4 protein-coding genes are annotated in these 14,220 nt (G+C 70.2%); 3 read left to right on the top strand and 1 reads right to left on the bottom strand.

Features of this window, described 5'->3' with window-relative positions; translation table 11 throughout:
- Nucleotides 1–24: 24 nt before the first annotated feature.
- The 3 genes from ASE10_RS02855 to ASE10_RS02845 are packed head-to-tail and all read left to right on the top strand — an operon-like array spanning nucleotide 25 to nucleotide 12,839.
- Nucleotides 25–8,451, top strand: coding sequence for an SdrD B-like domain-containing protein (locus tag ASE10_RS02855; protein ID WP_055902970.1), 8,427 nt, complete (start codon nucleotides 25–27; stop codon nucleotides 8,449–8,451).
- The gene (locus ASE10_RS02850; protein WP_055902967.1) at nucleotides 8,448–11,828 is read left to right on the top strand and encodes a hypothetical protein; all 3,381 of its coding nucleotides are present in this window, start codon (nucleotides 8,448–8,450) and stop codon (nucleotides 11,826–11,828) included. Before ASE10_RS02855 ends, ASE10_RS02850 begins: the two co-directional genes overlap by 4 nt.
- Nucleotides 11,829–11,840: 12 nt before the next feature.
- Nucleotides 11,841–12,839 carry an OmpA family protein gene (locus ASE10_RS02845; protein WP_055902965.1) on the top strand — a complete coding sequence of 333 codons (999 nt, stop codon included), beginning with the start codon at nucleotides 11,841–11,843 and terminating at the stop codon, nucleotides 12,837–12,839.
- A gap of 129 nt (nucleotides 12,840–12,968) precedes the next feature.
- Here the strand turns inward: ASE10_RS02845 and ASE10_RS02840 are convergent, their stop codons facing one another.
- Nucleotides 12,969–14,213, bottom strand: a complete 1,245-nt coding sequence (locus ASE10_RS02840) for a cation:dicarboxylase symporter family transporter (RefSeq protein ID WP_055902962.1) — start codon at nucleotides 14,211–14,213, stop codon at nucleotides 12,969–12,971.
- Nucleotides 14,214–14,220: the final 7 nt, after the last annotated feature.

Raw genomic sequence — 14,220 nt, 5'->3', positions numbered from 1 at the left:
TACGCACGCCGCTGCGGTCATGCCATGCGCGCCGCCGGCGCGGTGCTGGTATTGATGCTCGTCGGCTGGGCGCCCGCTGCGCTCGCCGTCGATCTGCAGATCACCGATCTCTCCGACGGCGCGTCCGACCCGACGCCCGCCGGCGGCATCGTCACCTACGACTACACGATCCAGAACGGCGCGGCTGATACGGCGGCGAACGTCGTCGCGCTGTTCGACATTCCCGCGGGCACGACGGCGGTGAACCTGCCTGCGTTCTGCGCCGCGGACGTCGGCACGCCGACGCGCATCCGCTGCAACGTCGGCACGCTCGTCGGAACGCTCGGCGGCGGCGCGCCAATGAGCTTCCAGTTGCAGGTCTCGACGGTCGGCCTGAGTCCCGGGGTCATTACGGTGCGCAGCGCCATCGGCCGCGCGCCGGTGCCGCCGGCGTCCACGCCGCTCGCAGGCCTGAGCCCGGCCGATCCGTTTTTCGCCGGCGACACCAACGCCGCGAACAACAGCGCGGTACAGGTCACGACCTTGACCAACGCGGGCAATCTTTCGATCGCCAAGACCGCCAACCCCGATCCCGTAGTCGCCGGCGCCGAGATCACCTACACGATCCAGGTCCGCAACAACGGGCCGTCCGCCTCGACCAATTTCAACGTCGTCGACACGCTGCCCTCGGGCACGACGTTCGTGGCGGGTAGCGCGACGGGCGCCGGCTGGACGTTCTCGGGCGCCAACGGCACGTTCGCGGGCACGCTGGCGGTCAACGCCACGGCCAGCTACACGTTCCGCGCACGGGTGACGGCCAGCGGCGGCACGATCGTCAACAGCGCGACCGTCAACGCCAGCGGCACCCCCGATCCGATTCCGGGCGACAACACCGACGATGTCGGCACAGCCGTCGTCCCGGGCGCGGACCTGGACATCGCCAAGACGGCGGCGCCGGCCCCGGCGATTTCCGGTCAGGCGATCACCTTCACCCTGACCACGCACAACAGCGGCCCGAACGCGGCGGCCAACGTCAGCTTCTCCGACACGATGCCGGCGGGCTTCCTGATCACCGGCCATGTCGCACCGGCGGGCTGGACTTGCGCGGTCTCGTCGGGCGACACCGTCATCACCTGCAGCCGTGCGAGCAACTACGCCAGCGGCGCCACCGATACCTTCACCGTGCAGGCCTTGGTGCCGGCCAGCGGCCCCGGCAGCAGCGGCAATCAGACCAATACCGCGACCATCACCTCCACGACCGCCGATCCGAACCCCGCGAACAATACCGGCAGCGCGACGTTCACCGTGCTTACCGACGGTGCCGATCTGCAGCTCAGCGGCAAGACCAAAGTGCCGGGCGTGGTCGCGGTGTGGAACGGCATCGGCTCCGATGCCGACAGCCGCATGACCTCGACGATCAACCTGCGCAATATCGGCCCGCGTCCCAGCACCGGGCAGGTGGACATCGTCGACACGCTGGCGCCCGGCGAGGAATTCGTCAGCGCCTCCGGCCCTTGGACCTGTTCGGCGAACGCCTATGGCGGCCCGCCCGCGCAGCAGATCGTGACCTGTTCGCTCAATGCGTCCGCGTTGCCGCTGGTAGCCGGAGCCAATGCGCCGGCACTTGCGCTGGTGACCCGGGCTCGCGCGCCCGGCACGCTCACCAACAATGCCTGCACGGGTGGCTCCGGCGGCTCGCGCGAGCCGTTGACCGGCGGCGGTCTGGATATCGATCCGAACACCTCGAACGACTGCGCCGGCGCCGGCGTCCGCACCACCGATGCGCGCGCCGATCTCTCGATCACGAAGCAGACCAACGGCCCGGGCGACGCCGACAACACCTTGCCGACGACGTACACGACGATGAGCTACACGCTCGTCGTCTCGAACGCCGGCCCCGATGCGACTGCCGGTGTGGTCGTCAACGATCCGGCCATTCCGGGCTGGATCAACGGGCGCTCCAGCGCCACGGTGAGCGGGCCGGCGGGTTGGACCTGCGGCGTCACCGCCGGCGGCAGCGTGACCTGCCGCTCGGGCGCCAACGCGCTTGCCGCGGGCGCGAGCGCGACCATCACGGTCGACGTTACCGGGCCGCTGACCGACAGCGTCGGCCAGAATCCGAACTGCAATGGCGCGATCCGCACCGGCGCGCGCTGCAACACGGCGGGCGTGGGTGTGGACGCTGCGGTGGCCGGCTCGGTCGGCGAAATCGACGCCAGCAACAACAGCGCGCAGGACTTCGTGCGGATTCCGCGCGTGGCCAACGTGCAGACGACGGCCAAGGTCATCACCTCCGGTGCGGTCGGCCAGGAAGGCGTGAACTCGACCTATCGCATCGACTATCGCAACGCCGGTCCGTCCGCGGCCAACGGCGTCGTCTATCGCGACATCATCACCCTGCCAGCGACCGATGCGGGCTTCGTGCTGATTTCCGCGACGCGCACGCCCGGTACCACCGCGTGCACGGTCGCTGCCGATGCGGGCGTGAGCACCGCGCCGGCCGCCGGCGGCACCTCGTATTTCACCTCCGGCGCCAGCGGCACCGTGACGGTGACGTGCCCGGCGCTGAATATGGCCAGCGGCAACACCCAGAGCCTCAACCTGGTCATCCGGCCGAACAACAATCCCGGCGGCAGCGCGGGCCGGCAGTTCACCAACGTCGCCGATTTCGCGTTCTCGGGCCCGAGCAGCGGCACCGACGCCTCGGGCGACTTCGAATACAACGCGGTCGCGACGGCGGCCGACGACCAGAAGTCGGCCACGCTGACCTTCTCGGGCAATGCGGTCGACCTGTTGACCAACAAGGTCGACACCGGTTTCGCCGGCGGTCTCGATCCGCTCGGTTTCGATCCGAACGACCTGAGCCGCAACGCCCTCACGTACCGGGTGCGCGTCACCAACAACGGCCCCTCGGTCGCCAACGGCGTGGCCATCACCGACACGATGACCCCGCCGGTCGGTCGCACGGTGCGCTTCATCGGCGCCTCCGCCACCCCGGGCGGCCCGTTCTCCGTGGCCGCTTGCACCATCACCGCCGGCACCAACCCCATGGTCGGCGCGCCGCTGACCGTGGTGTGTCCCGTGCCGGGCGCGGGTTTCGCCAGCAACGTGGAAGGCGTGGTCGCCGCGGGCGCGACCGGCGCACTGTACCTGCGCTACCAGTACGAAACGCCGCCGGGCGCGGCGGGCGACACGCTGCAGAACATCGCGGTCGCGTCTTCCGTCGAATCGGACACCAACCCGGCCAACAACGAAGAGGGCGAGTCGACCACGATCCGCTCGCGTTCGGACCTGCGTATCGCCAAGCGCATCGTGCTGGCGGCGCCTGCGCCGAGCAACGACCCCACCGTCGCATTGCCGGCTCAGGTCGCCACGGTCACCGTGCGCCAGCCCTTCGTCTATGTGGTGGAAGGCGCCAACGCCGGGCCGGGCTCGAGCCTTTCGCTCGACCGCTCCGGTTCGAGCCCGCTCAACGGCACCGGCACGGTGATCGCCGATACGCTGCCGGCGGGTCTGGTGGTGACCGGCCCGATTACCTGGCAGAAGGTCGGTCCGAGCCTGGGCGGCGACGAGGTGCCCAACGGCACCGGCACCTGCGTGCTGGCGGGCAGCACCGTCACCTGCAACCTGGGCGATCTCACCTTCACCCCGGGCGACCTCGGCCGCGTGCGCGTCCTGGTGCCGTCGCGTTGGGACGTGGTCCCGGCCGGTGGAACGGCGAACAACACGGCCACGGTCACGACCGAGCAGGTCGAAGAAGATCCGAGCAACAACACGACCACCGTGCCGCTCGCGGTCACGGGCTCTTCGCTCGCCGGCACCGTATTCAACGACCGCGACCGCGCGGGCAGCAACGGCGGCACGCCGCAGGCCGCTGCGGGCGAGCCGCGCCTGGCCGGTGTAGCCATCGCACTGACCGGCGTCGACGCTTACGGCAACCCGGTCAACCTGACCGCCACCACCGATGCGGACGGCAACTATCGCTTCGACAATCTGGCGCCGTCTGGCGGCGCCGGCTACACGATCACCCAGTCGCAGCCGACCGGCTATAACAACGGCCCGGTCGATCCCCCTAGCGCGGGCCCGGATGCGCCGTCGCTCGGCGGCAGCTACGCCGCCGGCACGCCGAATTCGGCCTACACCGGCATCGTGGTCGGCGCCGACGTCGACGGCGTGCGCTACAACTTCCCCGAGTTGCGGCGCGCGAGCCTGTCGGGCTTCGTCTATGTCGACAACGACTTCAACAACGTGCGCAACGCCGGCACCGACAGCCCGATCGCCAGCACCCCCGTCGAGCTGCTCAACGCCGCCACCGGTGCGGTGATCACCACCGCCGTCACCGATGCGAACGGCTTCTACCAGTTCAGCGATCTCGATCCGACGATCGTCTACACGCTGCGGGAAACGCTGCCGGCCGGGAATTACATCAATCGTCCGACCGCGGTGAATCCGGGCCTGATCGACGGCGTCGCCTGCGCCACAGGCTGCGCGCCCGGCACCGGCGTGTCGCCGGACGCGGCCACCACCGACCGCATTTCGCAGATCGACCTGAGCACCGGCGCCAGCGCCACCGAATTCAACTTCGGCGAGACGCCGAGCGGCTCGTCGCTGGCCGGCCGCGTATGGCTGGATCCCGACAACGACGGCGTCATCGACGCCAGCGAGGCGGGCATCGCCGGGGTGACGATCGTCCTCAGCGGCACCGACCAGGACGGCAACCCGGTCAACCGCACCACGACGACGGCGCCGGACGGTTCCTACAGCTTCACCGGCCTGCTGCCGGGCAGCTACGTGGTGACCGAGCCGAGCCAGCCGACCGGCACGCTCAATGGCCGCACCGTGGCGGGCAGCGTCGGCGGCGCCGCGACCGTGCCGTCGGTGACTCCGTCGGCGATCACCGCGATCGCGCTCGGCGTCAACCAGGCTGCGGTGGACTACAACTTCGGCGAGATCATGCCCGCGAGCCTCAGCGGCCGCGTGTACTTCGACCACGACGACGACGGCACGATCGACAGCGGCGAAACCGGTATCGCGGGCGTCACCGTCACGCTGACCGGCACCGATGCCGATGGCGCCGCGGTCAGCCTCACCACCACCACCGACGCCGACGGCGCCTACGTCTTCTCGGGCCTGCGCCCCGGCACCTACACCGTGACCGAGCCGACCCAACCGCCGGCGACCTCCAACGGCCTCGCCACGGCGGGCACGGTAGGCGGCGCCACCAGCGGCACTGCGACGCCGCGCGGCACCCTGCCGTCCGCGATCAGCGCGATCGTGCTGCCTGCGGGGCAGTCGTCCATCGACAACAATTTCGGCGAGATCGCCGATTCCCCCGACCTGCGCGTGACCAAGGCCGCCACTCCGGGGACCTTCACCGTCGGTACCGAGAGCCACTACACGGTGCGCGTGCGCAACGCCGGCAACGCGGCGACCGTCGGCTCGTATACCGTCGACGATCGCCTGCCTGCGGGCGTCGTGCTCGCCGCCACGCCCGGCGGCACGGGCTGGACCTGCACGGGCGCCGCCGGTGCGGTGAGCTTCCAGTGCGCCAGCACCCAGGCGCTCGCCGCGGGCGACACGCATCCGGGCGACATCGACGTGCGCGTGGACGTCACCGCCGCCGCGGCCGCCGCTTCGCCGCTCATCAATGCGGTGATCGTGCGCGGCGGCGGCGAATCGCCGGCGCGCCTGCCCACGCCGACGGAACAGACCGATTTCGACGGCAACGTCGGCGGCCTGCCCGTGTGCGATCCGGCGATCACCCAGAACGCCTGCCGCATCGAGACCCCGGTGCAGGCGTCCAGCGCCATCAGCGGCCGCGTGTACTTCGACAACGACAACGACGGCGTGATCGACAGCGACGAGACCGGCATCCCGAACGTGACCGTGGTGTTGACGGGCACGGACGACCTGGGCGCCGCCGTCAATCTGACCGCGACTACCGATGCCGACGGCCGCTACGCATTCCCGACCCTGCGTCCGGGCACGTATATCGTCACCGAACCGACGCAGCCGCCGGGCAGCACCAACGGCATCACCACGCCGGGCACGATCGGCGGCGCCTCCACCGGCACCTCGACCCCGCAAAGCACCACGCCCTCGGCCATCAGCGGCATCGTGCTGGCGCCGGGCGCGCATTCGATCGACAACAACTTCGGCGAGGTCGCCGATTCGCCGGACCTGGTGGTCGGCAAGACCGCCGACCCGGCGCGCTTCACCGCCAACAACGCGGCGCGTTACACCATCACGGTGCGCAACGTCGGTCCGAAGGCCAGCTCGGGCGACTACACTGTCGAGGACCGTCTGCCGCCGGGCGTCACCTTGACCGCGACGCCGGTCGGCAGCGGCTGGACCTGCACCGGCGCCGCCGGCGCGGACCGCTTCGCCTGCACCAGCGCGGTCGTGATCGCCAGCGGCGCCACCCGCGCCGATCGCATCGATGTTCCGGTGCTGGTCGGCGCGAACGCCGGCGCGAATGGGACGATTCACAACGCCGTGCTGGTCGAAGGCGGCGGAGAAGACGCTGCGCACCGTCCGACCGCCGTGGAACGCGGCGGCTTCGAGGGCGATGTCGCCACGCTGCCCGTTTGCGACCCCGCGATCACGCAGAACGCCTGCCGCCTGCCGACGCAGGTGCAGGTCGCCGCTGCGGTGTCGGGTACCGTGTGGTACGACATCGGCGGCGACGACACGCTGCTGGACGGCGGCGACCGCCGTCTCGACGGGTGGACCGTGGAACTGGTCGACCCGGCAACCGGCATCGTGGCGAAAACCACGACCACCGGCGCCGGCGGCCGCTACCGTTTCGCCGACGTCGTGCCCGGCGTGCGCTGGACCATCCGCTTCCGCGATCCCGACACGCGCGCGGTCTGGGGCCTGCCCGTCAGCGGCGAGACCGCCGCGGGCCCGGCCGCGCCTTGCGATGCGGCCGCGGCGATCGCCGGCGGCACCCAGAGCAGCTGCCGCATCACCGATGGCAACCTGACCCAGCTCGAGGTCGTGCTCGCGCCCGGCCGGGAACTGCCGCAGCAGAGTCTGCCAGTGGATCCGAACGGCGTGGTCTACGATGCGGTCACGCGCGACCCGGTTCCGGGCTCGATCGTGACGCTGACGCCGGTCGGCACCTGCGCCGGCTACGACCCGGCCACGAGCATCCTCAATGCGGCCGGCGGTGGTTACACGCTCAACGGCGCGTCGATCTCGATGACCGTCGGCAGCCAGGGCTTCTACCAGTTCCTGTTCGCGCCCGGCGCGCCGAGCCGCTGCGAGTTCCTGCTCGCGGTGACGCCGCCAGCGGGCTACACGTTCCGCTCGACGCTGATTCCGGTCGAGACCACAACACTGTCGCCGCCAGGTGCGCCCGGCACGACCTACCAGGTGCAGCCGAACCCGACCGCGCCGACCGCTCCGGTGGGCACGGGCACGACCTACTACCTCACCCTGAGCACCGGGTCGGGCACCGCGGGCGTGGTCCACAACCACATTCCGCTGGACCCGGCGATCGCACCGGGCCTGGTGATCGTCAAGACCGGCGACCGCCGCATCGCGGAAGTGGGCGACACCGTGCTCTACACGATCACCATCCGCCAGACCGCGGGCGCCGCCGTGCAGACCGTCAACGTCCTCGACCGCCTGCCGCCGGGCTTCACCTACATCGCCGGCACTGCGCGGGCCAACGGCGCGGCGATCGCCGAACCGCTCGGCCGTCCGGGCCCGACCTTGTCGTTCGATACCGGTCCGCTGGCCGTCGGCGGCCAGACCGTACTGACCTACCGCGTCCGCGTCGGCGTGGGCAGTCAGCAGGGCGACGGCATCAACCGCGCGCAGGCCTTCGGCTGCTCGATCGCCGGCGGCTGCGTGGACCCGGCGACGCTGCAACCCAGGCCGTCGGTGATCCCGTCCAACCGTGCGGAGTACCGCGTGCGCGTCACCGGCGGCGTGTTCTCCGACGAGACGCTCGTGCTCGGCAAGATCTTCGTCGACTGCAACGCCAACCACGTGCAGGACCGCGAGGAACTGGGCATCCCCGGTGTGCGCCTCTACTTCAGCGACGGCACCTGGATGATCAGCGACTCGGAAGGCAAGTACAGCTACGCGGGCCTGCCGCCGATGAGCCACACGCTGAAGGTCGACGCGGCCACGCTGCCGGTCGGCGCGCGCCTGACCACCAGCAGCAACCGCAACCTGGGCGATGCGGACAGCCTGTTCCTCGACCTGAAGAACGGCGAACTGCATCGCGCCGACTTCGTCGAGGGCAGTTGTTCGAACCCTGTGCTCGAGCAGGTCAAGGCCCGGCGCACGCAGGGCGAAGTGAGCGCACCGGAAACCGAGACCAGAACGCGCCCGCTGCGCCTGGAAAGCAAGCCCGCGCGCAGTCCGCAGCAGGGCACCGATTCCGCCAACCAGCACCCCATCGTCGACCCGAGGCCGACGCCGCCGCGGGATGCGACGCACGAGGAGGGCCGCCCATGAGCCGCATGAACCCGGGCCGCGCCGCCGCGCGCGCACACGCCCTTCCGCTGCCGCGCGCCACCGCGCTCGCACTCGCCCTGACGCTGGCCCTGCCGGCGTTCGCCCAGGACGTGGCGGACGGTCGCCGCTTCACTCCGGTGCTGGGCACGGCCGATTCCCTGCACCCCGCGACGGAATCCAGCCGGAACCTGCCGCCGCAAGTCACGCCGGTGCGTTCGGGCGCCGTGGACTACGCCGCCAACGGCGTCGTCGATCGCATCGAGGTCGAACTCGACCGCGCTGCGGCGCCGGCCGATGGCCAGACGCCCGTGCACGTCCGTGTCCGGCTGCTCGACGCAGCCGGCCGGCCGATAGCGGGCCAGGCTTACGCCACCATCGAACACAGCGGCGGGCGCGTCCGTCTTGAGCGCGCGGGCACCGACGAGTTCGGCCCCGCGCGCCTGGACGCCGATCGCGCCACCCCCGGCGTGCAGCTTCCGCTGCGCGACGGCGTGGCTGCGTTCGACCTGCTGGCGCCCAACGACGCGCAGGACGTCACCCTGCGCATCACCGCCGGGGCCGAGACGGTGGAGGGCGTGGTGAGCTTCGTGCCGGAAATGCGCGAACTGATCGCCACCGGCCTGATCGAAGGCATCGTCAATTTCCGCAGCGGAAGCGGTTCCGGCGTGATCGATCCCGCGCGCCGCGACGACGGCTTCGAGCGCGACCTGCGCCGCTGGGAGCGCCAGTTCAACAACGGCAAGGCCAATGCGGCCGCGCGTACGGCGTTCTTCGTCAAGGGCCGGATCAAGGGCGAATACCTGCTCACCGCCGCCTACGACTCCGACAAGGACACCCGCGAGCGCCTGCTGCGCGACATCCGCCCGGACGAGTTCTATCCGGTCTACGGCGACAGTTCGCTCACCGGCTTCGACGCGCGTTCGGCCGAGCGCCTGTACGTGCGCGTGGACAAGGGCCGCAGCTATGTCCTCTACGGCGATTTCCAGACCGGCGACACGCTGGCGACGTCGACGGGCGTCGGCGCCCGCGGGCCCGTGCCGCAGCGCAGCCTAGGTGTCTACAACCGTACCGCGACCGGCCTGGGCTGGCATTTCGAGAACGCAGGTGTGCGCGGCAACGTGTTCGCCGTTGAGGACTCGCTGCGCCAGGTAGTGGAAGAGTTCCCCTCCCAGGGCAGCGGCCCGTACGGCCTGCGCAACAACGCGGTCCTGGAAGGCAGCGAGCGGGTGGAAGTCGTCGTGCGCGATCGCAACCAGCCGTCCCGCATCGTCTCGGTGCGGCCGCTCGGCCGCCTCGTCGACTACAGCTTCGAGCCGTTCTCCGGCCGGATCCTGCTCAACACCTTCCTGCCGGGATTCGACAGCGACCTCAACCCGGTGTCGCTGCGCATCACCTACGAGGTGGACCAGGGCACCGAGAAGTTCCTGGTGCTGGGCGCCGATGCGCAGATGAAGCTGGGCGAGCGCTTCGAGATCGGCGGTGCCTATGTCGACGACCGCAATCCGTTCGCCGGCTTCGAGATGGGCAGCGTGAACGCGGGTCTGCGCTTCGGCCCGAATACCTATCTGGTCGCCGAGTTCGCGCGTACGCGCAGCGAGGTCAACACCAATCCGGTCAACCAGTATGCCACTCCGGCGCTGCAGGGATTCAGTGGCGAAGCCGAAGGCGACGCCTGGCGCGTCGAGTTCGGCCACGACGGCGAGCGATTCGATGCCAGCATCTTCGCGGCGCGCACGGATCCCGCGTTCAACAACGCTGCCTCGCCGCTGTACGGCGGACGCGGCGAGTACAACGTCGAACTCGGTTGGCGCGCTGGAGAGCGCGTCGAACTGTACGCCGAGGCGATCCGCAGCGAGGACCGGAATCCCAACGGCGGCGAACGCGACGCGGCCTCCGCGGGCGTCAAGCTGCAGGCCACGCCGCGTCTGAGCCTGGACTTCGGTTACCGCGCCATCCGCGAGACGGTCGGAGCGTATTCGCCATGGTCGAGCGGGTCCCCGTTCGGCGACACGCTCGGCCTCGGCGGCTCCCTCGGCAGCGGGGCGGGCGGCGGGGCGCTCGGTTACGGACAGCAGCCGCTCGATCCCCTGACCGGTCTGCCGATCATCCGCAGCGGCGGCACCGTTCCCACCAGCGATCTGCCGGTGGGAACCGAACTGTCCAGCGACACGGTGCGCATCGGCGCGGGCTACAAGGCCGGCGAGCGCCTGGTGGTAGGCGGCGAGATCGAGCAGGACGTGAGCGGTGAAGAGCGCAACCGGATCGCACTCGGCGCGGACTACCAATGGCGCGAGCGCAGCCGGCTGTACGGCCGTTACGAGCGCCAGACCGGCCTGACCAGCGCGTTCGGAGTGACCACCCGCGACCGCGAGGCCGACGCGCTCGTGCTGGGCGTGGATACGACCTTCCTCAAGGACACGCAAGCGTTCACCGAGTACCGCATGCGCGATGCCATCGCCGGTCGCGACCTGCAGGCCGCTTCCGGCATCCGCAACACCTGGGATGTCGCCGAAGGTGTCCGCCTCACCAGTTCGGTCGAGCACGTGAACGTGATCGACGGTGCCACGGGCGATGCCACGGGGCTCGCCTTCGGCCTGGACTATAGCGCCAGCCCGCTGTGGCGCGGGGCGATCCGCCTGGAGCACCGGATATCCGGCGATGTCGAGCGCACCGCCGGCGACGAGGCCTTCGACACGACGCTGCTGCAGTTCATGGCGGCGCGCAAGATGAGCCGCGACTGGACCCTGCTGTTGCGGAATTACCTGCTGCGCACCGACTACGCTGCGCGCGGCGACGTGCTGCAGGATCGGTTCCAGATCGGCGTCGCCTATCGCGACACCGACCGCAACCGCGTCAACGCCCTCGCACGCTACGAATACAAGCTCGAGCGCGACGAGAGCGGCACGGGCCTGGTGCAGGCCGGGGACGACCTGGAAATGCGCGCGCACATCGTGTCCGCCCATGCCGACTGGCATCCGAGCCGTCCCTGGTGGCTCACCGGCCGGGTGGCGGGCAAGTGGCAGGAAGATCGCTTCGCCTATGCCGACGGCGGCACGGTCGAAAGCCGCTTCCGCGGCGTGCTGTTGTCCGGGCGCGTCGTGTACGACGTGACCGAAAACTGGGACGTCGGGGTGATGGGCGCGACCTTCCGCGGCGACTTCGGCGCGAATCAGTACGCCTACGGCATCGAGGTCGGCCGTCTGCTGCGGCAGAACCTCTGGCTGTCGGCCGGCTACAACTGGGCCGGCTTCGCAGGCGACCCGGACCTCAATGGCTACGAATACACCCGCGACGGCGTCTATCTGCGTCTGCGGTTCAAATTCGACGAAGATCTTTTCCGGCGGGATGACGTGCGCTACCGCGATCCGGTGCGCTGACGGAGCATGACGATGAAACCCATTCTTACCTACACCCTTCCTCTTCTCGCGGCTCTGCTGCCGGCGGCCCAGGCGCAGACGCCCGTCCTGGCGCCACCGGCCGAGCGCATCAGCGACGAAGCGATCTATCGCGATCATTCGGTCTACGAGGGCACGCAGGACCGCATCCGTGCGCTCAACGACAGCGGCCGCCCCGTTCGCGACTATCACCTCGCCAAGGCGCAGTGCTGGCTCGACGTGTCGTTCCACGAATACTCGCGCAACGACCGTAGCGCCTTCCCGCAGGCCGCGCTCGAACAATCCGCGCGGCTGATCGGGCTGATGGAGCAGGGCGCATCGCCGTTGCCGACCGACACGCCGCTGGTGAACGACGCCGCACGCGTCCGCGAGGACCTGTGGAAGCGCCTGGGCGCGATCCACGGCACGCCCGGCTTCGCCTGCGCGCAGCAGGCGGTGGCCTGCGGCGAGGTCGAACTGGTGCACGCCGGCAACGAACTGAACCAGCAGCAATGGCGCCACGCCAAGCCCTACATCCAGATCGCGGAGGATCTCGTCGGGGATGCCGAGGCGCTGGCGCGGACCTGCGGCATGCCCGCGCAGGCCGTCCCGAACGCGCAGAACATGGACCTGACCGCCAACATTCTGTTCGAGTTCGACCGCGACGGCCGCGGCGATATCCGCGGCTACGCGCTGCAGAGCCTCGACCGTGCGTTCGCACGCATCCGCGAAGAGGGCCTGCGCATCGATTCGGTAGCGCTGGAAGGCCATGCCGACCGTCTGCAGGGCCGCGGCGCGCAGTACAACGTCGACCTGTCCAAGCGTCGCGCCGAGACGGTGCGCGCGCTATTGATCGAACGCGGTGTGCCTGCCGACTCGATCCGCTACCAGTACAAGGGCGACACCGAGCAGGTGCAGGACTGCTCCGGCGTGAGGCAGCCGGAGGCGCTGCGTGAATGCCTGCTGCCGAATCGCCGCGTCGCGGTGGTCTTCCAGGTGTCGCCAGCCCCTTGAACGGGCGGCGGCAGGGATTCAGGCCGCTGCAGCGACACGAACGACGCCCCGGAGCGCGAGCCACGGGGCGTCGGTTTTTGTGGCGTCGATTCGCAACGACGAGCAGCGACGCCCGCGCCGACCCCGAACTCAGCCCGTGCCGTCGCCCGTCGTCGCAGCGCGCTCGCGTCCGGCCACCACGCCGGTCGCGGCGATGTCGCCGGTGACGTTGCCCAGGGTCGCGAACACGTCGGGCAGGGTGTCGACCGCGAGCAGCAAGCCCAGCGGCTCCACCGGCAGGCTCGCGGCCTGCACCACCGGCATGTTGGTCGCCATGAAGCTGACCTGGCCGGGCAGGCCCACCGACCCCAGACTGATCACCACCGCCAGCGCGGCGCAGCCGGCCAGTTGCGCCGCGCCCAGGTCGATGCCGTAGATCCAGGCCACGAACGCGGTCACGCCGATGTACTGGATCGGGCTGGTGATGCGGAACAGCGATACCGCCATCGGCAGCACCAATGAAGCGATCTCCAGCGGATAGCCGAGCCGCATCCGCGCGCTGTCCACCATCGCCGGCAACGAGGCTAGCGAAGATTGGGTGCTGGCGGCGATGGTCTGCGCCGGCAGCACGCCGGCGGCGAAGCGCCGCAACGGCGTGCCCGAGGCCGCGGCGACCAGATACAGCATCAGCGTGACCGAGATATACAGCGTGCACTGCAGCGCGATGTAGTAGCCGACCGCGCCCAGCATGCCCACGCCGACGTGGGCGCAGACCGCGAACATCAGCGCGAACACGCCCAGCGGCGCGATCCACAGCAGCCAGCGCACGATCACGATCATGGTGTCGGCGATGGCCTGGAACAGTTCGACCAGGCGCGCGCGCCGGGCCGGATCGATGCGGGTCAGGGCGAAACCGAAGAACAGCGCGAACACCACCAGCGGCAGCATCGCGCTGGCCGCGGCGGCCGCGATCACGTTGCTGGGAATCACCGCCGACAACCAGTCGCCCAGCGCCGGCGGCGCGGCCGTCGGTACCGACGTGGCGGTGCGGAACGACTGCACCAGCGCCTCGTCGCGCGGCAGCAGCGACAGCAGGGCCGGCGCGGCGATCGCGGCGAAGGCGGCGCCCAGGCTCAGCAGCACGATGAAGACCACGATCGCGCGCCGCGCCGTGCGTCCGGAGGCCGCCGCATCGCTGGCCGAGGTCACCCCGATCACCACCAGCGACACCACCAGCGGCACTACCGTCATCTGCAGGGCATTGAGCCAGAGCTTGCCGATCGGCTGCATCACCGCCGCGGTACTTTGCGCGACCTCGGGCGCTAGCGCGACCAGGATCAGGCCGGCGGCGGCGCCGGCGATCAGCGCGAGCAGGACGCGGGTGGTCATCGACATGCGGGGC

The sequence above is a fragment of the Lysobacter sp. Root76 genome (assembly GCF_001428685.1).
Lineage (GTDB): Bacteria > Pseudomonadota > Gammaproteobacteria > Xanthomonadales > Xanthomonadaceae > Lysobacter.
This window is presented reverse-complemented; position numbering and strand designations above follow the sequence as displayed.

Bases quoted from the DNA above. Each gene is read 5' to 3' on its own strand.
- ASE10_RS02855 (WP_055902970.1), top strand. From the start codon at position 25: ATGCGCGCCGCCGGCGCGGTGCTGGTATTGATGCTCGTCGGCTGGGCG.
- ASE10_RS02850 (WP_055902967.1), top strand. From the start codon at position 8,448: ATGAGCCGCATGAACCCGGGCCGCGCCGCCGCGCGCGCACACGCCCTT.
- ASE10_RS02845 (WP_055902965.1), top strand. From the start codon at position 11,841: ATGAAACCCATTCTTACCTACACCCTTCCTCTTCTCGCGGCTCTGCTG.
- ASE10_RS02840 (WP_055902962.1), bottom strand. From the start codon at position 14,213: ATGTCGATGACCACCCGCGTCCTGCTCGCGCTGATCGCCGGCGCCGCC.